13 protein-coding genes are annotated in these 20,542 nt (G+C 65.4%); 5 read left to right on the top strand and 8 right to left on the bottom strand.

The genetic code is table 11. The features are described 5' to 3' along the window. Positions 1-103: 103 nt before the first annotated feature. Positions 104-1,111: a KpsF/GutQ family sugar-phosphate isomerase gene (locus AB4Z51_RS07900; protein WP_085398398.1), complete on the bottom strand. Its 1,008-nt coding sequence runs from the start codon at positions 1,109-1,111 to the stop codon at positions 104-106. A gap of 191 nt (positions 1,112-1,302) precedes the next feature. Here AB4Z51_RS07900 and AB4Z51_RS07895 point away from each other — a divergent pair, with 191 nt between their 5' ends. Next, positions 1,303-3,045, top strand: a complete 1,743-nt coding sequence (locus AB4Z51_RS07895) for an outer membrane beta-barrel protein (protein ID WP_135214792.1) — start codon at positions 1,303-1,305, stop codon at positions 3,043-3,045. 180 nt (positions 3,046-3,225) lie between these two features. On the opposite strand, the gene AB4Z51_RS07890 is transcribed toward AB4Z51_RS07895, so the two are convergent. Further along, entirely contained in the window at positions 3,226-4,677 is a 1,452-nt protein-coding gene (locus AB4Z51_RS07890; protein ID WP_085398400.1) for a glutamate synthase subunit beta, read from the bottom strand. 163 nt (positions 4,678-4,840) lie between these two features. Beyond that, positions 4,841-9,574 carry a glutamate synthase large subunit gene (gltB, locus tag AB4Z51_RS07885; RefSeq protein ID WP_441497217.1) on the bottom strand — a complete coding sequence of 1,578 codons (4,734 nt, stop codon included), beginning with the start codon at positions 9,572-9,574 and terminating at the stop codon, positions 4,841-4,843. Positions 9,575-10,065: 491 nt separating this feature from the next. On the opposite strand from gltB, the gene AB4Z51_RS07880 reads away from it, so the two are divergent. After that, positions 10,066-10,836, top strand: coding sequence for a hypothetical protein (locus AB4Z51_RS07880; protein WP_085398756.1), 771 nt, complete (start codon positions 10,066-10,068; stop codon positions 10,834-10,836). 105 nt (positions 10,837-10,941) lie between these two features. Here the strand turns inward: AB4Z51_RS07880 and AB4Z51_RS07875 are convergent, their stop codons facing one another. Both AB4Z51_RS07875 and AB4Z51_RS07870 read right to left on the bottom strand, forming a co-directional pair. Next, positions 10,942-11,712, bottom strand: a complete 771-nt coding sequence (locus tag AB4Z51_RS07875; protein WP_085398757.1) for an alpha/beta fold hydrolase — start codon at positions 11,710-11,712, stop codon at positions 10,942-10,944. A 154-nt stretch (positions 11,713-11,866) separates the two neighbouring features. Beyond that, entirely contained in the window at positions 11,867-12,328 is a 462-nt protein-coding gene (locus AB4Z51_RS07870; RefSeq protein ID WP_441497216.1) for an Hsp20 family protein, read from the bottom strand. 207 nt (positions 12,329-12,535) lie between these two features. Here AB4Z51_RS07870 and AB4Z51_RS07865 point away from each other — a divergent pair, with 207 nt between their 5' ends. Then, on the top strand, positions 12,536-13,483 hold the full coding sequence (locus AB4Z51_RS07865; protein ID WP_028148092.1) for an alpha/beta fold hydrolase: 948 nt from the start codon (positions 12,536-12,538) through the stop codon (positions 13,481-13,483). A gap of 145 nt (positions 13,484-13,628) precedes the next feature. Here AB4Z51_RS07865 and AB4Z51_RS07860 read toward each other — a convergent pair whose 3' ends face one another. Both AB4Z51_RS07860 and AB4Z51_RS07855 read right to left on the bottom strand, forming a co-directional pair. After that, positions 13,629-16,439, bottom strand: coding sequence for a di-heme-cytochrome C peroxidase (locus AB4Z51_RS07860; protein ID WP_085398758.1), 2,811 nt, complete (start codon positions 16,437-16,439; stop codon positions 13,629-13,631). Between the two features lie 191 nt (positions 16,440-16,630). Continuing rightward, a complete protein-coding gene (locus tag AB4Z51_RS07855; RefSeq protein ID WP_441497215.1) occupies positions 16,631-18,427 on the bottom strand; it encodes an adenylate/guanylate cyclase domain-containing protein in 1,797 nt (598 codons plus the stop codon). Between the two features lie 214 nt (positions 18,428-18,641). Between AB4Z51_RS07855 and AB4Z51_RS07850 the strand changes: the two genes are divergently transcribed. Beyond that, entirely contained in the window at positions 18,642-19,274 is a 633-nt protein-coding gene (locus AB4Z51_RS07850) for a LysE family translocator (RefSeq protein ID WP_071909427.1), read from the top strand. Between the two features lie 66 nt (positions 19,275-19,340). Further along, on the top strand, positions 19,341-19,751 hold the full coding sequence (locus tag AB4Z51_RS07845) for a GFA family protein (protein WP_014491803.1): 411 nt from the start codon (positions 19,341-19,343) through the stop codon (positions 19,749-19,751). Between the two features lie 3 nt (positions 19,752-19,754). On the opposite strand, the gene AB4Z51_RS07840 is transcribed toward AB4Z51_RS07845, so the two are convergent. After that, entirely contained in the window at positions 19,755-20,507 is a 753-nt protein-coding gene (locus AB4Z51_RS07840; RefSeq protein WP_441497214.1) for a sulfite exporter TauE/SafE family protein, read from the bottom strand. Between the last annotated feature and the right edge of the window lie 35 nt (positions 20,508-20,542).

Raw genomic sequence — 20,542 nt, 5'->3', positions numbered from 1 at the left:
GTCATTGCGAGGAGCTCTTGCGACGAAGCAATCCAGACCGTCTCCGCGGAGGCGGTCTGGATTGCTTCGCTGCGCTCGCAATGACGATGTGGAAAGAGCGGCCCTACGCCACGCCCGCCCGCAGCAGATCGTGCAGGTGCACGATGCCCACCACCTTGTCGGCTTCGGTCACCACCAGCGTGGTGATCTTGCGGGTGTTCAGCACCTCGATCATCTCGCTGGCGAGCATCGAGGGCGGCACGGTCTTCGGCTGCCTGGTCATGATGTCGTCGACCGACACCGTCAGCAGGTCCGGCCGCATGTGACGGCGCAAATCGCCGTCGGTGATGATGCCGATGGCCTCGTTCGCGGCGTTGACGATGCAGACGCAGCCAAGCCCCTTGGCCGACATCTCCATCACCGCGTCCGACATCTTGGTGCCTTCAGGTTTCACCGGGATCTCCGCGCCGGTGCGCATGTAGTCGCGGACGAATTTCAGCATCGCGCCCAGCTTGCCGCCCGGGTGGAAATGCGCGAACTCCAGCGCGGTAAAACCGCGGCCTTCGAGCAGCGCGATGGCAATGGCATCGCCGATTGCAGCCTGCATCAGCGTCGAGGTGGTCGGCGCCAGATTGTGCGGGCAGGCCTCGCGCGCCTTCGGCAGCTCGATCACGATGTCGGCGGCCTGGCCCAGCGAGGACGCCGCGTTCGACGTCACCGCGATCATCGGGATCGCGAAGCGCGCCGAATAGTTCACCAGCGTCTTCATCTCCGGCTGCTCGCCGGACCAGGACAGCGCCATGATGACGTCGTCGGCGGTGATCATTCCGAGGTCGCCATGGGCGGCCTCCGCGGTGTGGACGAAGAAGGCCGGCGTGCCGGTCGAGGCCAGCGTCGCAGCGATCTTGCGCGCCATGTGGCCGGACTTGCCAAGCCCGGTGACGATGACGCGGCCCTTGGCGTTGCGGATCAGGTCGACCGCCTTGGCGAAGGTCGCGCCCAGCGGACCGCGCAGGGCAGCGGCGAGCGCGTTGATGCCGCCGCTCTCCGTCTCCAAGGTGCGGAGCGCGGATTCGACGCTGTCGGGGTTGGGGCCGGATGATGGGGTCATCAGGGGTTTCGAGCTCGACATGTTCAGGTCCAGGGAGGAGGGGCGCTCGCCCGTTGGCGCCTGCTTAGCATGGCCAGACCGGCGAGGCGACGAGAGCGCCAGGCCCCGAAACGGGTCATTAACCATAATTGTTTTAACTCCATTAACGATGGTTCCCGCCCGCTGGCGGAGGTCGTCGTGGAAGTCTTTGATTTCGTTGGAGTTCTTACATCGTGGGGGCGCCTCCAGGCACGAGCCGGAGCAAACGCGGGCATTTCCTGCGTGCGGCTTTGCCGTGCCTGGCGCTGACTGCCCTCGGAAGCGCGCCGGCGGCCGCCCAGAGCCTCACGCCCGACCTGTTCAATCCCAATCGCGGCGGCTTTGCCGCGCCCGACACGCTGCCGACGCGCCGCACGGCGGGCGTGCCGCAGGCGCCGTTGGATGCGCTCCCGGCGCTGCCCGATCCCAATGCCGATCCGCGCAAGCGCCAGCAGGCGCCGGCGACCTCGCGCGTCGGCCAGGTGCCGACCTACGGCCTGCCGGCCGCCAACGGCGCCAGCGGCTCCGGCTACGACTCGCTCAACCGCAAGCGGCAGCAGCCAAAGCTCTATCCCGGGCAGCCGAAGCCGAAGCGCCCGGTCGGACCCGGCTCGCCGGTGCCGCCAGCAACGCCGGACCGGACGCTAGGGCCGCCGCGCATCGCGCCGCCACCGTCGGAAACCGCAAACAAGGCGCCGGTGCCGCGGGCGATGGCGGGCACCGTGCCCGGCCAGCCGCTGCGCCGCCGCCTCAAGGCCGACGACGATGCGTTCGGAGCGGTCGGCGACTATGCCGGCAGCTTCCTGATCAAGGGCGGGCTCGAGCTCTCCGCCGGCTACGACACCAATCCGGCGCGCCTGAACAAGCCGGTCGGCTCGCCGGCCTATGTCGTCGCGCCCGATCTTCTCGTGATGTCCGACTGGGAGCGCCACGCGCTGGTCGCCGATCTGCGCGGCTCGTTCTCCGGCTACACCAACAACATGCCGGCGACGATCGACGGCTTTGCCTCGCCGTCGCCGGTCGAGATCGACCGCCCCGATTTCACCGGCCATGTCGACGGTCGTTTTGACGTCAGTCGCGACCTCAAGCTCACCTCGCAGTTCCGGCTGCGGGTCGCGACCGACAATCCCGGCAGCCCGAACGTGCAGGCGGGCCTGCAGAAATATCCGATCTACGCCAGCTATGGCGGCACCTTCGGCTTCGACCAGACCTTCAATCGCTTCCAGGTGGCCGCCGGCGCCACCGTCGATCGCACCGCCTACACCGATTCCAAGCTGACCGACGGCTCGACCTTCAGCAACAACGACCGCGACTTCAACCAGTATGGCGGCATCGGTCGTTTCTCCTACGACCTCAAGCCGGGGCTGAAGCCGTTCGTCGAGATCGAAGGCGACAGTCGCGTGCACGACCAGCCCGCCGACCGCAACGGCTATTTCCGCGATTCATCGGGTGGCTACGCCAAGGTCGGCTCGAGCTTCGAGTTCTCGCGCATCCTGATCGGTGAGATCTCGGTCGGCTATACCGCGCGCAACTATGTCGACCCGCGCCTCAGCCAGCTCGCGGGCTTCCTCACCGCGGGCTCGCTGATCTGGAATGCGAGCGGCCTGACCACGGTGAAATTCGCCACCGACACGCAGATCGCGGAGTCCACGGTCCCCGGCTCCTCCGGCGTGCTGGTGCACACCTACGGGATCGAGGTCGATCACGACTTCCGCCGCTGGCTCACCGCCGTCGGCAAGTTCACCTACGGCACCTACGACTACCAGAACCAGAATCGCAACGACAAAACCTACTCGCTCGAAGGCAATCTGATCTACAAGCTCAACCGCAACATCTGGATCAAGGGCACGCTGCGCCACGACATCCTGAACTCGAACCAGCCGGGGTCGAGCTCGCAGGGGACGGTGATGTTGGTGGGGGTGAGGTTGCAGAACTAGAGGCGGTGAGCACGTGGATTGACGCGCCATCTTGCCGCTTGCTCAACAGTCATGCCCCGGCTTGACCGGGGCATCCAGTACGCCGCGGCCTCTCAGTAGGCGACAGCTGTCTCGGAATACTGGATCGCCCGCTTTCGCGGGCGATGACACCTTTCGTAAATCTGGCAGCGGAGCGAGAACCTACCGCGGCAGATCCGTCTTCCCCATCAGGAACGTATCAATCGACCGCGCGCACAGCCGGCCCTCGCGGATCGCCCACACCACCAGCGACTGGCCGCGGCGCATGTCGCCGGCGGTGAACACGTTCGGGCGCGAGGTCTGGTAGTCGAGCGTGTTGGCCTTGACGTTGCCGCGCGGGTCGAGATCGACCGAGAGCAGCTTGAGCAGGCCCTCGTGCACGGGATGCACGAAACCCATCGCGAGCAGGATGAGCTCGGCATCGAGCTCGAACTCGGTGCCGGCAATCGGCTTGAACTTGTCGTCGACGCGCACGCAGTGCAGCTTCTTGACTTGGCCGTTCTCGCCGGAAAACTTCTGCGTCAGCACGGCGTATTCGCGGATCGCGCCTTCGGCCTGGCTCGACGAGGTGCGCATCTTCAAGGGCCAGTTCGGCCAGGTCAGGCCCTTGTTCTCGCGCTCGGGCGGGGCGGGCATGATCTCGAGCTGGGTGACCGAGAGCGCACCCTGGCGCAGCGAGGTGCCGATGCAGTCAGAGCCGGTGTCGCCACCGCCGATGACGACGACATGCTTGCCGCCGGCCAGGATCTCCTGGACGCCGCCGAGCGGCTCCTCGGAGACGCGGCGGTTCTGCTGCGGCAGGAAGTCCATGGCGTAGTGGATGCCTTGGAGGTCGCGGCCGGGGATCGGCAGGTCGCGCGGGGCTTCTGCGCCGCCGGTCAGCGCGACGGCATCGTAATCGTTGAGCATCTCGCGCGGGTCGACATTGCCGTCAGCGCCGACATGGCTGTTGTAGTGGAAGGTGACGCCTTCGCCTTCCATCTGCTTGACGCGGCGGTCGATGACGCCCTTCTCCATCTTGAAGTCGGGGATGCCGTAGCGCAGCAGGCCGCCGGCCTTGGCGAACTTCTCGAACAGATGCACGTCGTGGCCGGCGCGCGCGAGCTGCTGCGCGCAGGCCATCCCGGCCGGACCCGAGCCGATCACCGCGACCTTCTTGCCGGTCTTGACGGTCGCCACTTCCGGCTTCAGCCAGCCATTGTCCCAGGCGCGGTCGACGATCGCGCATTCGATGGTCTTGATGGTGACGGGGTTGTCGTCGATGTTGAGCGTGCAGGACGCTTCGCACGGCGCCGGGCAGATGCGGCCAGTGAACTCCGGGAAATTGTTGGTCGAGTGCAGGTTGCGCGAGGCCTCTTCCCAATTGCCCTGATAGACGAGGTCGTTGAAGTCGGGGATCTGGTTGTTGACCGGGCAGCCGGGCGTGCCGGGCGCGACCGAGCCGGTGCCGTGGCAATAGGGAATGCCGCAATTCATGCAGCGCGCGGCCTGGTCGCGCGTTTCCTTCTCGGTCAAGGGAACGACGAACTCGTTGTAGTGCTTCACGCGCTCGGCGACCGGGGTGTACTTGCGGTCATGCCGTTCGATTTCGAGAAAACCCGTGATCTTGCCCATTAAACCCGAAGTCCCTGCCGCTTAAATTCGTCTTCTCTCTAGCCAGACCCTCATCCTGAGGAGCGGCGCACTGGCGCCGCGTCGCGAAGGATGAAAGGCCCCGCTGGTGACCTCATGGTTCGAGACGCAGCTATCGCGCTCCTCACCATGAGGGCTTATCGCTCTACGCGCCGATCGCGATTTTCGGCTCGGCGTCCGCGTTGGCGGCCATTTCGCGCAGCGCGCGCCGGTATTCGACCGGCATCACCTTGCGGAATTTGGGCAGCCAGTCCTTCCAGTTGGCAAGGATGTCGGCGGCGCGCTTGGAGCCGGTCGCTTTCGCATGGCGCGAGATCAGGACGTGCAGGCGCTCGACATCGGAGTCGAGCAGGTTCTTGAACACGTCGACCCGGCCGTGCGCCTCGAGGTCACCCGAGTGGTTATAGGTGCCGGCGTTGATCAGCTCTTCCGACAGCACCGGCTCGAGCTCGACCATCGACATGTTGCAAAGCTTGTCGAAGTCGCCGGTCTCGTCGAGCACATAGGCGATGCCGCCGGACATGCCGGCCGCGAAGTTGCGCCCGGTCTTGCCGAGCACGACCACGATGCCGCCGGTCATGTATTCACAGCAATGATCGCCGGCGCCTTCGACGACCGCCACCGCACCCGAGTTGCGCACGGCGAAACGCTCGCCGGCGACGCCGCGGAAGTAGCACTCGCCCTGGATGGCGCCATACATCACCGTGTTGCCGACGATGATGCTCTCTTCCGGCACGATGCCGCTGTTGGCGGGGGGCTTGACGATGATCTTGCCGCCCGAGAGGCCCTTGCCGACATAGTCGTTGGCTTCGCCTTCGAGCTCGAAGGTGACGCCTTGCGCCAGCCACGCGCCGAACGCCTGGCCGGCGGTGCCCTTGAGGCCGACATGGATCGTGTCGTGCGGCAGGCCGGCATGACCGTAGATCTTGGCGACCGCGCCCGACAGCATCGCACCCGCGGAGCGGTTGGTGCTGTTGATCCTGGCCTCGATCTTCACCGGCGCGCCGCGGTCGAGCGCAGGCGTCGCCTTCTCGATCAGCGTGCGGTCGAGCACCGCTTCCAGATGATGGTTCTGGCGCTCGGAGTGATAGATCTTCTGGCCCTTCTCTTCCTTCTGCTTGACGAAGAGCTTCGAGAAATCGAGGCCCTTGGCCTTCCAGTGCGCGACCAGCCTGGTCTGGTCGAGCAGCTGAACCTGGCCGATCATCTCGTTGAAGGTGCGGAAGCCGAGCGATGCCATGATCTCGCGGACTTCCTCGGCGACGAAGAAGAAGTAGTTGATCACGTGCTCGGGCTGGCCGGTGAAGCGCTTGCGCAGGACCGGGTCCTGGGTCGCGACGCCGACCGGGCAGGTGTTGAGATGGCACTTGCGCATCATGATGCAGCCSKCSGCSAYCAGCGGYGCSGTGGCGAAGCCGAACTCGTCRGCSCCYARMAGCGCGCCGATCACGACGTCACGGCCGGTGCGGAAGCCGCCGTCGACCTGGACCACGATGCGGCTGCGCAGCCGCTCGCGCACCAAGGTCTGGTGGGTTTCGGCAAGGCCGATCTCCCAGGGCGAGCCGGCGTGCTTGATCGAGGTCAGCGGCGAAGCGCCGGTGCCGCCCTCGAAGCCCGCGATGGTGACATGGTCGGCGCGCGCCTTGGCAACGCCGGCGGCGACCGTGCCGACGCCGATCTCGGAGACCAGTTTGACCGAGACGTCGCCCGTCGGGTTGACGTTCTTGAGGTCGTAGATGAGCTGCGCCAGATCCTCGATCGAGTAGATGTCGTGATGCGGCGGCGGCGAAATCAGGCCGACGCCCGGCGTCGAGTGACGAACCTTGGCGATGGTCGCGTCGACCTTGTGGCCGGGCAGCTGGCCGCCYTCGCCRGGCTTGGCRCCCTGCGCCATCTTGATCTGCATCATGTCGGAGTTGACGAGATACTCCGTGGTGACGCCGAAGCGGCCCGAGGCGACCTGCTTGATCGCCGAACGCATGGAATCGCCGTTCGGCATCGGCTTGAAGCGGTCGGCTTCCTCGCCGCCTTCGCCGGTGTTCGACTTGCCGCCGATCCGGTTCATGGCGATCGCGAGCGTGGTGTGCGCCTCGCGCGAGATCGAGCCGAAGCTCATCGCACCGGTGGCGAAGCGCTTGACGATGTCCTTGGCCGACTCAACCTGGTCGATCGGGATCGGCTTGCGCTTCTCCTCGTCCGCGTTCTTGATCCGGAACAGGCCGCGCAGCGTCAACAGCCGCTCCGACTGCTCGTTCAGGATCTTGGCGAAGGCGCGGTAGCGTTCCAGCGAATTGCCGCGGGCGGCGTGCTGGAGCAGCCCGACCGACTCCGCGGTCCATGCATGGTCCTCGCCGCGGCTGCGATAGGCATATTCGCCGCCGACATCGAGCGCGGTCTTGTAGACCTGCGCGTCGCCGAACGCGTCGGCATGACGGCGCACCGCTTCTTCCGCGATCTCGGCAAGGCCGACGCCCTCGACGCGGGTATGGGTGCCGGCGAAGAACTTGCCGACGAAGTCCGCCTTGAGGCCGACGGCGTCGAAGATCTGCGCGCCGCAATAGGATTGGTAGGTCGAGATGCCCATCTTGGACATCACCTTGAGCAGGCCCTTGCCGATCGACTTGATGTAGCGCTTGACGATCTCGTAGTCGTCGAGCGAGCCGGGCAGGCGGTCCTTCATCGCGATGATGGTTTCGAACGCCAGATAGGGATTGATCGCTTCGGCGCCGTAGCCGGCCAGGCAGGCGAAGTGATGCACTTCGCGCGGCTCGCCGGATTCGACGACGAGGCCGACCGAGGTGCGCAGTCCGACGCGGATCAGATGATGATGCACGGCGGCGCAGGCCAGCAGTGCCGGGATCGGCACCCGGTCGCTGCCGACCATGCGGTCGGACAGGATGATGATGTTGACGCCCTCGCGGACGGCGGCTTCCGCACGCGCGCAAAGCTCGTCGAGCACCTGGTCCATGCCGGCAGCACCGAGACCGGCGTGGAAGGTGGTGTCGAGCGTGCGCGACTTGAAGTGCGACTCGGCCACATCGGAGATCGAGCGGATCTTCTCGAGATCCGCATCGGTCAGGATCGGCTGGCGCGCTTCGAGACGCTTGGTGGTGGCGAGGCCCTGCAGGTCGAACAGGTTCGGCCGCGGTCCGATGATGGAGACGAGGCTCATCACCAGCTCCTCGCGGATCGGGTCGATCGGCGGGTTGGTGACCTGCGCGAAGTTCTGCTTGAAATAGGTGAACAGCGGCTTGGCCTTGTCCGACAGCGCCGAGATCGGCGTGTCGTTGCCCATCGAGCCCGCGGCTTCCTCGCCGGTGGAGGCCATCGGCGTCATCAGGATGGAGATGTCTTCCTGGCTGTAGCCGAACGCCTGCTGGCGATCGAGCAGCGACAGGTTGGAGCGCACGCCGGTGGTCGGTACCTTCGGCAGCTCTTCCAGCACGATCTGGGTCCGCTCCAGCCACTCCTTGTAGGGATGGCTCCGGGCGAGCTCGGCCTTGATCTCGTCGTCCGGGATCAGGCGGCCCTGCTCGAGGTCGACCAGCAGCATCTTGCCGGGCTGCAAGCGCCACTTGGTGATGATCTGGTCCTCGGGGATCGTCAGCACGCCCATCTCGGACGCCATCACGATGCGGTCGTCCTTGGTGACGAGATAGCGCGCCGGACGCAGCCCGTTGCGGTCCAGCGTAGCGCCGATCTGGCGACCGTCGGTAAAGGCGATCGCGGCGGGGCCGTCCCACGGCTCCATCAGGGCGGCGTGATATTCGTAGAAGGCGCGGCGCTTCTCATCCATCAGAGGATTGCCGGCCCACGCCTCCGGAATCATCATCATGACGGCGTGAGGCAGCGAGTAGCCGCCCTGCACCAGGAATTCGAGCGCGTTGTCGAAGCAGGCGGTGTCCGACTGGCCTTCGTAGGAGATCGGCCAGAGCCGGTTGATGTCCTTGCCGTAGAGCTCGGAGCTCACGGAAGCCTGGCGCGCCGCCATCCAGTTGGTGTTGCCGCGCAGCGTGTTGATCTCGCCGTTATGCGCGATCATGCGATAGGGATGCGCCAGCGACCAGGCCGGGAAGGTGTTGGTCGAGAAGCGCTGATGCACCAGCGCCAGCGCGCTCTCGAAGTCCGCCTCGTGCAGATCGGGATAGTACTTGCCGAGCTGGTCGGCGAGGAACATGCCCTTGTAGATCACGGTGCGGCACGACATCGAGCAGGGGTAATAGCCCGCAAGGCCGCGGTCGCGACGCTGGTAGATCGCCTGCGAGATCGACTTGCGCAGGATGTAGAGCCGGCGCTCGAAATCGTCCTCGGTCTTGGCGGTGCCGTTGCGGCCGATGAACACCTGCATGCAGGCGGGCTCGGTCGGCTTCACGGTGACGCCGAGCGAGGAATTGTCGGTCGGCACGTCGCGCCAGCCAAGCAGGGTCAGGCCCTCTTCCTTGATCTGGTCGGCGATGATGCTCTTGATGACATTGCGCCAGGCGGTGTCGCGCGGCATGAACAGCGCGCCGATGGCATATTCGCCAGGAGCCGGCAACGTGAAGCCGAGCTCCCCGGCCTTGCGGCTGAAGAAGGGGTGCGGGATCTGCACCAGGATGCCGGCGCCGTCACCGGCGCGCGGGTCGGCGCCGACGGCGCCGCGATGCTCGAGGTTGCAGAGGATGCTGAGCGCGTCCGCGACGATCTCGTGGGACTTCTTGCCCTTGATGTTGGCGATGAAGCCGACGCCGCAGGAATCCTTTTCCAGGCTCGGATCGTACAGACCTACGGCCGGCGGACGCGAATTGTGTTCCTGAATCGGATCAGTCGTTTTCGAGGCGACCGTCGCCGACAGTTCTTCTGCCACGATGTTTGCGCGCTCGAATTGCGACCCGTTCATTGTTCCAATCCTCTCCATGCGGCAAGCTGCCTCACCGCTATCTTCGGCGCACCTTGGGCGTTCCGCGGCACCCGCCTCTGGGTCACCGCTCGTCCGCTGCGAGCCGCATTTTCTTAAATTCAGGCCAAGGCGTTCTTCGTCCCCGAGAACGGCTTTGCCTGTTGCCTTCCTGGCGCTCGAAAGCACCGACTTTCGTTGCAATCCGTATGCCGGAACTGCAAGCAAAATTGAGACAGTCTTCCTGTCCTAACCATCACCTTGCCAAATTTTTGTCTATCACACAAGCGCGCGGAAGTCCCGATTCCCAGAGTGTCAATCAGCGCTTTCCGCATGGCACGCGGCCCCGGTTTTGAAGCAAACGCGCCCTGATCCGGCCCTGCCGATGCCGAAATCCCGAATGAAGCTTCGGATCAGCCCTTCGAAAGGCGCGCCACGCCGCAAGAAGCGAAAGAGCGCGAGGCATTCGGGGGCCTGACAGGAGCGTGTCGACCATGAAGTTTTTCACAGGATGTGTGGCCGCTGCCACGCTGGCGCTGGTGGCAACGGCCGTCGAGGCACAAGTTCCGGCCAACGGCGCTGCGCGGGGCGCCTATATCGCGGTCTCGGATTTCGACGGACCCTATGGGCCGCCGGAAGCCGCGCCGCCGCCGCGCTACGGTTACGGCTTTGGCTACGAGGAGCGCGGTCCGGCACCGGCGCTGCTGCCGCCGACCGAGGTCTACGCCGTGCTGCGCGACAACGGCTTCTCTCCGCTTGGCATCCCGCGCCTGCGCGGCGGCGTCTACACCATCGCGGTGATCGACCGCCGCGGCGACGACGGCCGGCTGGTGATCGATGCCCGCGACGGGCGAATTTTGCGCTTCATGCCGGCCGCTGACGCCTTCGGCATGGCCCCCAGTGATGAGGTGCCGACGGTTGCACCTTACCGTCCGCAAAGCGCGCTGCCGCCGCCGACCATGGTCCGCAGCGGCCCGCCGCGTCCGCCGGCCTCGATCCCGCATGTCGCCAGCCGCACCGTGCCGCTGCCGAAGGCCGCCCCGCGCCGCGGCGAGGCGCCTGTCGCCGCCACCAAGCCGGCCGCGCCAGCTCCGCAGCAGGTACAAGCGCCGCAGGCGCAGCCCGCCCAACAGACCGCTGCCGTGCAGGCAAAGCCCGCCGAAGCCGCACCACCGCAAACCGCCGCGCCAACCGTCGGTCAGGCCAAGCCGGCTCCGACTATCATGCCGACGCAGGAGATGCCGGCGGCGCAGGGGCTGGACTAGCGCGCGCTCGCTTGACGCGACTGCGCGCCACGCTCCGGACGGAGACCTGAGCAAAAAAAAGCGCCCGAAAATCGCGGGCGCTTTTTCATTGCGGCAATCGCGCGCTCAGCTGCGCGGATACCCCGCGGCTTCCAGGATCAGATTCGCCACGTCCTTCGGATGCGACACCAGCGAGAGGTGGCCGGCATCGAGCTCGATCGTGGTTGCGTTCATGCGCTTGGCGAGGAAGCGTTCGAAATCGGGATTGATGGTGCCGTCGTTCTTCGATACCGCGTACCAGCTCGGCTTCGTGTGCCATGCAGCTTCCGTGGTGCGGCCGGCGAAGATCGAGGCGGCGGTCGGCCATTGCACGGCGTAGAGCTCCCTGGCCTGCTCCGGCTTCACGCCATTGGCAAAATACTTCAGGAAGGCGTCTTCAGAGAGCTTTGTGTAGCCGTCGCGCTCGACGATGCCGGCGCGGGCCGGGCCTGCCGGAAACTGCTTCGACAGCGCGACGAAGTCTTCGTTCGCATCGGGCGCGCGTGCGGCGACGTAGACGAGGCCGGTGACCTTCGGGTCGTTACCGACCTGGCTGATCACGGTGCCGCCCCAGGAATGCGCGACCAGCACCGTCGGGCCGTCCTGTTCGGCCAGCGCGCGCTTGGTCGCCTCGACGGAGTCCGCAAGCGACGACAGCGGATTTTGCACGGCGGTGACGTGCAGGCCCGCGGCCTGGAGGATCGGGATCACCTCCGACCAGCTCGATCCGTCGGCCCAGGCGCCGTGCACCAGCACGACGTTCTTGGCTTTCACCGTCTGCGGCGTCTGCGCGTGAGCCAGGCTGATGGGGGCCGCCAGCAGGCTCGCGGCGATGAGAAGGCTGCGCCAAAGTGACATGATCGTGCTCCGTATTGTTTTTGCTGCGATGCCCAAAGGACGGAGCGCGTGGTCGCGGCGTTACATGTCCTCACCGTTCTGTGATGCGATGCAAAACGAAAAAAACGCCCCGGGGCACCGGGGCGTTTTCGCAACTTGGTGGCTGTCGACGTGCTTAGGCGGCGACCGAACTCTCGATCACCTGCGCCTTCGGCGCGCCCGCGTTGATGGCGATCTGGCGCGGCTTCTTGGCTTCGGGAATCTCGCGCACAAGGTCGACGTGAAGCAGCCCGTTCTCGAGCGAGGCGTCCTTCACCTGCACGAAGTCGGCAAGCTGGAAGGCGCGCTCGAAGGCACGCGCGGCGATGCCGCGGTAGAGCACTTCGGACTTCGATTGCTCGTTGGCGACTTTCTCGCCCTTGATCGTCAGCGTGTTTTCCTTCGCGACGAGGGAGAGCTCGTCCTTGGCGAAGCCGGACACCGCAACCGTGATGCGGTAGGTGTTCTCGCCGGTACGCTCGATGTTGTAGGGGGGATAACCGGGGCTGCCGTCCGAACCGGCCTGGTCGAGTAGGCTGAAGAGGCGGTCGAAGCCGACAGTGGAACGGTAAAACGGAGTCAGGTCGTAGGTACGCATGGTCTAGTCCTCCATTGAGCGACTGTTGGTAACCCGCCCGCCAATCGGGCCGGGCTTTAGTCTGTGTGCAGCCTAATGTTCCGGTTCCGAAACACTGGTAGCGGCCTGCACCATGGTGATATGGGTTCAGGGGAACGGCGTTCAAGAGGGCGGCAAGTTGCGCCTTTTCGGCGCTCCAGCCCCTTGATTTGCAGCATTTCTCGCCCAATGACGCTGATCTCGATTCCGTCCAATCCCGTTCCCGAAGACGTCGTCAGCGGCACCATCAAGACGCCCGATGGCGCCGAGCTGCGCTTTGCGCGCTGGGCGCCGCCGGCGAACCGCAAGGGCACGGTCTGCGTCTTCACCGGACGCAGCGAGCAGATCGAGAAATATTTCGAGACCGTGCGCGACCTGCGCGACCGCGGCTTTGCGGTGGCGATGATCGACTGGCGCGGGCAGGGCCACTCCTCGCGCCGCCTGCGCGATCCGCGCAAGGGCTATGTGCGCGACTTCTCCGATTTCGAGATCGACGTCGAGACCTTCGTGCAGCAGGTGGTGCTGCCGGATTGCCCGCCGCCCTTCTTCGCGCTCGCCCATTCCATGGGCGGCACCGTGATGCTGCGGGTGGCGCATGCCGGCAAGCGCTGGTTCGACCGCATGGTGCTGTCGGCGCCGATGATCGACCTGCCCGGCCGCGCCACCTCGTTTCCGGCGCGGGCGCTGCTGAAGACGATGCGCCTGATGGGGATGGGCGGTCGCTATGTCCCCGGCGGCAGCGACCACATCACCGGGCTCAATCCCTTCATCAACAATCCGCTGACCAGCGATCCCGTGCGCTATGCGCGTAATGCCGCGATCCTGGAGGAGGATCCGACGCTCGGGCTCGCGTCACCGACGGTCGCCTGGGCCGATACCGCCTTCCACGCCATGAACACCTTCAAGGGCAAGAACTACCCTTCCCAGATCCGCCAGCCGATCCTGATGCTGGCGGCCTCCAGCGACACCGTGGTCTCGACCGCGGCGATCGAGGAGTTCGCCTATCATTTGCGCGCCGGCTCCCATCTCGTGATCGCCGGCGCCAAGCACGAGATCCTCCAGGAGCAGGACCGCTACCGCTCCCAGTTCTGGGCCGCCTTCGACGCCTTCGTGCCGGGCACGCCGCTGTTCAAGTGACGGGGTGGAAGCTTCCTGAGGACGGCTGATCGTTCCACAATCTCCGTCATGCCCGGGCCTGTCCCGGGCATCCACGCCTTGTTGCGCGATCAAAGAACGTGGATGGCCGGGACAAGCCCGGCCATGACGATGAACCTTCTCTGCCTCACAGCGTCTTCAGATATTCGATCAGATCGTAGCGCTCTTGCTCCTTGAGCACGCGGCCGATGGTGCCGTCCTTGCCGGGGCCCGGCGTGCCATCGAACGAGTGGCCGGCATTGCTGTTGCCGAAGGTCTCGGTGCCATCAGACGCTCGCGTCGAGAAGCGCGACTGCCCGGTCTTGCAGCTCTCGCCGTCGACGACCGCGAAGCCGACCTGCTTCGGATCGTAGTCGCGACCACCACCCATGCAGAACGATTTGGGGCGCTCGGCCGCGGGGCTCAGCATCCAGTAGAGCGAGGGCACCGATCCGTTGTGCAGGTAAGGCGCGGTGGCCCAGACGCCGTTGAGCGGGCGCGCGCGATACCAGGGCGGCGGCTCCTTCGCCTCGGCCGGCTGCGGACCGGGATTCGGGCAGTTTTTGCGCTCGCCCCACCAGGCCTGCTGAACCTTCGGGTCGATCTTCGCATCGTCCATCGCTTTGCGGCTGACGATGTCGACGAGCACCATCAGCCCGACCGAGTACGGCATGTCGGTCGAGGAGATAGCCGGCAGATTGCAGCTCCACCAGGCATTGAGCTTCTGCGTGGGATCGAGCTCGAGAAAGCCCGGGACCTGAACCGTCCGCGTCGCCAGCACACTGGCCTGAGCGGGATCGGTGCCCATGCCTTTGACGCTTTTCTGGACCTCGTTCAGGAATTTGTCTTTGCCGATGGTCTCCCAGCGCGACGAGGACCAGATGCTCTGGTCCGGAAACTCGGTGTCGAACACGGGATCGTTGACCGGCCCGAGATGGCATTCGACGCAGATCTGCGCGTAGAGCTTGCGGCCGTTCTTGACGCGCTCGCCATCGATCTTCCAGGCATTGTCGCCGAAGATGTCGGACGGCCATTTCGGTGATGTCAGTCCGGAGAGCTGCTTTTTCGGATAGGGCGCCGACCCCTTCAGCAGATCCTCGATCCAGTTCAGGTTCTTGATATCCATCGACGAGCGGAACAGCGTGTCCTTGGGGGTATTGTCGGACAGATTGAGCAGCGCCGTCACGCCCAGCGCTTCGCCGGCGTTGCGGATCAGCGGTTGTTCGATGGACGCGTCATATTGCGCGAATTTGAGCCAGGGCACGGTCCAGATCGGCGGGAAGCTGACCGGCGCGTCCTTGGCATGCAGATTCTTTTCGAAGCCGCTGAGGCCRCTGAGCGTCATGTCCTGGGCGAAGACCTGATTGCCGATGCGGTTGAGCGCGTCGAGACGGCCGTATCCTTCCTCGGTGTCCTGCTGCTTCTCTTCCCGCTTCGTCTTCTCGTTGAACCTCGTCTTGCCGTCGATGGTTTTCGCGTAGGTCTTCTCCCAGTCGATCAGGAACGTGCTGATCGTGCGCAGCTTCTGCTTCAGCGCGTCGCGATCCGCATCGCTGGCGGAGGGGCCGAGCACACGGTCGGCGAAGCGCGTAAAGCGACCCGGCACGAGGAGCGTGTAGGCGATCGACAGACCCGTCGTGACCTCGAGCTTCCTCAGGTCGGTCATCGCCGGGCCGCCGTCGAAACGGATGTCGATGCCTTTGTAGTGAATCTGGCCGGTGTGGCAGGCGGCGCAGGTCAGGCCGATCCGGTCGTCGCCGACCTGGCCGGTCGCAGGATCGGGTACGCCGGTCATGCGAGCAAAGCCGACGGGCAGGCCGTCGACGTTTTCAGCCTGGGCGCCCCAGTTAACCGGCGGATCCCAAAGCCGCGCCGGCACCGGCTTGGTCTTGTCGTAGACATTGGCGTAGCCGAACCGGCGCAGCGTGGCGTCGTCGGTGTTGATCGTCTGCGGGCTCGGGATGAAGCCGAAGCGCTGCAGATGGTCGCTGTCATGCAGCATCCCGGGCTTTGCGAAGAAATGAAGCCGCGGCTGCTCGAGCGCCATGAACCAGCTGTAGGGCACCGGGAAGGTCGCGGTGCCCTGGCTGGCGTGATGAAACCAGTGCCGGTCCTCCAGCGCCCAGTTTTGCTCGAGCCAGTACGCGGCCCGCGGTTCGACAAGCTTCGGCAATGGCGGCGCCACGAGGTCACCGAGGATGCCGGGCAGCATCGGCTGGAATTGATCGGGAAAGCGCAGCGCCACGACGCCAAAGACGAGCAGCGCGGCGACTAACCCGCCGGCAACGCGCCATATGAGCGAGGGCGGGGTGACCGGCTGGCTGACGACTCGCTGCGTGATCCTGTCAGGGAATTTGCGCTCGTTGAACAGCGTACGCACGTCGGCGATGGCGAGATAGCGGTTCTCGCCTTCGCCCTTGCCCATGATCTTCAGCAGGATGGGCCATTCGAACTGCATCAAGATCCGATAGTACCAGCGCGCAGTGCTCCCGGCGCGCTTGAGGTTGTCGCGCATGTAAGTTTGTATYTCCGACGCGTTGATGCCGGGCTCGGTGCCGCCGCCGTTCGGATCGGTATAGTCCCTGCCGAAGCTGGCCAGGCGGGCGATCTGATCCTCATTGACCTTGCCGTCGACGCCGAGGATGCGCGAACCGGCGCCGCGCTTGTCCAGGGGGCCGCCGCGCAGGGCATCGAGCTGTGCGCCCGAAAAGATGCTCTTCAGGATGTGACCGAAGCCGTTGGCGATCAGCGCGATGCCGCGGGTCTCGACGCGGGCCACCGTCTTCATCAGCCCCTTGTCGCCGCTCGCATTCGCGATCGTCTGCGATAGCTTGCCGATCGGGACGGTCCCGCCTTCGACGAAGCCTTCGCCGACCAGGCCGCGCAGGAAGGGGCAGGGATTGTCTGGCGAGACCTGGATCGAGGGATCGAAGGGAGGCTTCGAGGCGGGGTCGTTCATGGCCCAAAATCCTGAAAACAGCGAATCGTGAAATGAAGACGCGCCGATAGAGCGCGGAAAGTCCTAACAAACCGACAGCAGCTTATACTACTTCAGCGTGTAAAGAAGTGTGGCTGAATTCACGGTCCTGTCAATAAAAGCCGGCCCGCGTTTTGCGAAGGGGCTGGGTCGAGACCGAGAAGGCCCGCCTGTCAGGACTCGGCCGCGCGTTTGACGTCGCTTTGCACCAGGGTCAGCTTGCTGAGCGGCACGCCCGCGTTCAGAAGCCCCTCGCGGTAATGGGCAAGGTCCTCGGGCCGCTTCCAGTGGAAATTGCGCAAGTGACGATCGACATTCAGCGTCGGGTAGTTGCGCATCAGCACGCCGACGGCCTCGCCAGCCTCATCGTCCCGACCCAACTGTGCCAGCGCCGCGGCACGGATCGCCAGCGCCTGCATGTGGTTCGGGTTGATGTAGAGCTGCTCGCGCGCCCAGGACAGGGTCGCGTCGTATTGCCCCAGCAGATAATGGCTGAAGGCGTTCAGCGCGGCCCATTGGTAGCGCGGGTCGCTGTTGTCGCGCTGCGCGGCCATCGAAAACAGCTCGATCGCCTCGCGGTGCTCGCCGATGACGAAATGGCAGATGCCGAGCACGCCGCGTGCGCCGTTGTCGTAGGGGTTGAGCGCGACCGCGCGCTTGGCGGCGTCCATCGCGGCCTCGTAATGCGCCTCCATGGCATGCGCCCAGGACAGGATCGAGAAGGCGAAGGAGGAGCGCGGGTCGAGCCGGACGCTGGTCTCGGCGAGGGCCATCGCCTCGGCCCACATCTCGCGCGTGCCCTTGACCCACCCGAACTGGATGCTCTGGATCTGGATCGTGGCGAGATAGGCGTGCGCGATCGACAGTTTGGGGTCGAGGCTGATGGCTTCGCGGAACAGGTCGACGGCGGTGGCCAGGTCCTCCTTGGTCTGCCGGTAGTAGTGCGACAGCCCCTTGAGGAAGCGGTCCCAGGCGGTCACGTCGGTGGAGAGCCGCGCCGGCGCCGAGGCCTCGGCACGGACGATCTCGGTGGCGATGGYGGCGGACAGATTGGTGGTGATCTCGTCCTGCATCGCGAACAGTTCGCCGATGTCGCGGTCGTAGCGGCCGGTCCAGAGCTGCTCGCCGGTCTCCGGCGCGACCAGCTCGGCGGTGACGCGGATCTTGGCTCCGGCGCGCCGCACCGAGCCCTGGATCAGATAGGTGGCATCGATCTCGCGCGCGATCAGGCGGGTGCTGGTGTTCTTGCCCTTGAACGCGAAGGTCGAGTTGCGGCTCAGCACGCGATAGAAGGATTGCAGCGACAGCGCGTGGATCAGATCCTCGGTGAGGCCGTCGGAGAAATATTCGTCCTGGGCGTCGCTGAGATTGGCGAAGGGCAGCACGCCGACGATCGCTGTGCGGTACTGCTGCGACAGCACCGACGCCTCCCGGAGCTCGGGCGCGAGCGCCGGCGCACCCTCGGGCATCCAGGTCCAGACCCCGATCGGGTCCTTGATGTTCTTGAAGCGATGGTTGCCGGCATCGACCAGCAGCGCGGTCAGGTGCTTGCTCGCCTCCCGGTAGGCCTTGGCCGAGATGGCGAAGCCGCCGGGGCTCGCCACCGCTTCGAGGCGGACGGCAATGTTGACGTCGTCACCGAATACCTCGTCCTCGTCGGCGATGACGTCGCCCATGTGGATGCCGAGGCGAAACTGCATGGCGCGCTCGGCCGGCAGGTGATGGTTGCGCTCCGCCATCAGCGTCTGCATCGCGATCGCGGCCTCGACAGCGCCGACGATGCTCGGGAACTCCAACAGGAAGCCGTCGCCGGTGTTTTTGACGACGCGGCCGCCATGGTTGAGGATGATGGGATGGATCGCGCTGCGATGGGCCTTGAAGGCGGCATGGGTGCCGGCCTCGTCGCTGCCCATCATGCGCGAATAGCCGGCGACATCGGCGCAGACGATGGCGGCCAGACGTCTTTCCATAATCCGGAGCTCCAAGGGATCGATGACCGGCCCCCGCGTGGCAGTCGCCTCGAATCCCGCATTTCCAAGAACCCTGCCTTTATAGAGCAGATAAGGCCGGGCGAAAGCATGATCCGCATTGCAAATTTGAGGTAAATTCTCCGCAATCCTGGCGGTGGACGGCGGCGGCCGAACCGAATAAGCCCGCCTTTCAAGGCTGACGGGGGCACCTCACATGCTGGGCATTCACGAGATCTGGCTCTTCATCCTGTCGGGCATATTGCTCAACATCACGCCTGGCCCGGACTCGGTCTACGTGATCGGCCGCAGCATGCAGATGGGCTGGCGGGGCGGCGCCGCGGCCGCGCTCGGCATCAGTTTTGGCTGCTTTTTCCACGTCGCGGGCGCGGCAATCGGCCTTTCGGCGCTGCTGATGGCCTCATCGACCGCCTTCTCGATCCTGAAGCTGGTCGGTGCGGCCTATCTCGTCGTGACGGGACTTCAGATGCTGTGGTCGCGCCCGGCGCTGGCCGCAGCCATCGACGAGCCGGAGCGGAGCCCGCTGCGGCGGGTCTTCCTCCAGGGCGTCTTCACCAACGCGCTCAATCCCAAGGTCGCGCTGTTCTTCCTGGCCTTCCTGCCGCAATTCGTCGCAGCCGATTCCCCGCACAAGCCGCTCGCCTTCCTGACGCTCGGCCTGATCTTCATCTTTACGGGAACGTTGTGGTGCCTGGTGCTGGCGGCGTTCGCGGCAAGGGCGGCCCACCGGCTGCGCAAGTCTGAGGGCGCGATCGCCTGGGTGAACCGCGCGCTCGGCGGCCTCTTCATCTATCTCGGCATCCGCGTCGCCATGCTGGAGACGCGATAACTCATTCGAACGGATGACTGGTCCGGCATGCAGTCGGCCCGATAGAGGCCGCGCGGGGAGGTTTCGATGGTTCGTGGAAGCTGCCTATGCGGCGCCGTGCGTTTCGAGATCGATCAGGTGCGTGCGCTCACGCATTGTCATTGCGCCAATTGCCGCAAGCTGACCGGTGCCGCCTTCGCCACCTACGCCCATGTCGATGCCGACAAGTTTCGCTTTGTTGCCGGCGAGGACATGACGGTGGCTTACGAATCCGCGCCGGGGAGCTTCCGCCATCGCTGCAAGACCTGCGGCTGCCTGACGCCGGGCAAGGCGAGTTATCTGCCGACCGTCAGCATTCCCGCCGGCCTGCTCGATGACGATCCCGATGTCAGGCCCCGCCTCCACGTCTTCACCTCGTCGCGCGCACCGTGGTGGACGATCCAGGACGATCTGCCCCAGCACGAAAAATGGGTGCCGGGCTACGAGCCCAAATCGTAGGCCTCAGGCGAACTCCTTCAGCAGCGCGCTGCCGGCGAGATAAATGCCGAGCAGGATCATCGCGATCAGGAACCAGCGGCGAAACGCTTCCGCCGGCATCCGCGCCCGCACCGACTGGCCGACGAACATGCCGGCAAAGGCCATGGCCATGCCCACGGCGCCCGGCACGGCGTTCGCCGGCGTCAGCAAGYCGCCGGCGGTGAGATTGAAGGCGAGCGCCAGCGTCGCGGTCGTGAAGAACACGCCGAGCGCCTGCACCAGTTCGTCCTTCTCCATGCCGATCGCCTGCATGAACGGCATCGAGGGGATCACCTGCACGCCTGTCGAGGCCGAGATCACGCCGGTGATCACGCCGACCACGCCGCCGACCCATTTCTCGTTCTGCGGCGCGACGTGGAACTTGAATTTGCTGAGCCCGATGATCGCGTAGATCACGAGCAGGATTCCGAGCACGATCGTGCCGTAACGGGCATGCGGGCCGGTCAGCGCGCCGGCATTGAGCCAGCATCCGATCACGGTGCCGATCATCAGYGGCCACAGCCGCCTCAGGATGTCGCGCAGATAGGGGCCGGCGAAGGTCTGCCAGATATTGGTGACGATGGCGGGCACGATCACGATGGCGATCGCGCGGCTCGGCGCCATGTTCACCGCGAGCAGGCCCATGGACACGGTCGGCAGGCCGAGCCCGACCACGCCCTTGACGAATCCGGCGATCAGGAAGACGGCGGCGATGAGGATGAGGAGCGGGTCAATCATATCTTGCACATTGACCGAAGCCGCGCGCGGGCACA

The organism is Bradyrhizobium sp. 2TAF36, from assembly GCF_052114925.1.
GTDB classification, from domain to species: Bacteria; Pseudomonadota; Alphaproteobacteria; order Rhizobiales; family Xanthobacteraceae; genus Bradyrhizobium; species Bradyrhizobium barranii.
This window is presented reverse-complemented; position numbering and strand designations above follow the sequence as displayed.